The sequence below is a fragment of the Halorubrum sp. ASP1 genome, from assembly GCF_005435135.1.
GTDB lineage: Archaea > Halobacteriota > Halobacteria > Halobacteriales > Haloferacaceae > Halorubrum > Halorubrum tropicale.
On sequence record NZ_SGUA01000086.1, the window covers coordinates 1 to 247 of the forward strand.

1 pseudogene is annotated in these 247 nt (G+C 71.7%); it reads right to left on the bottom strand.

Going from position 1 to position 247, the window contains the following annotated elements:
* Positions 1-247 (bottom strand): annotated as a pseudogene (locus EXE48_RS18975) (hypothetical protein); the annotation flags it as partial.

Here is a 247-nt window from a genome sequence, read left to right on the forward strand (position 1 = left end):
GACCGCGAACCGGTATCGCGTCATCTTCGCGTCTCGCGACTCCGTGTCGAGGAGCGCCTCGAGGAGCGGCGCCGACGAACGGTGAGACGCCGGAGGGGTTCCTGAACGAGATCGTGTCGTCGCCGCCAGCGACCGGACCCACCGCCCGAGCGCTCGCCGGTCCTCGAAGCCCTCCCACAGCGCGATGAGCGCGCCCGCCTGACTCCGGTCGAGCCGACGGAACGCCGGCCGCATCAACGGGTTCCGC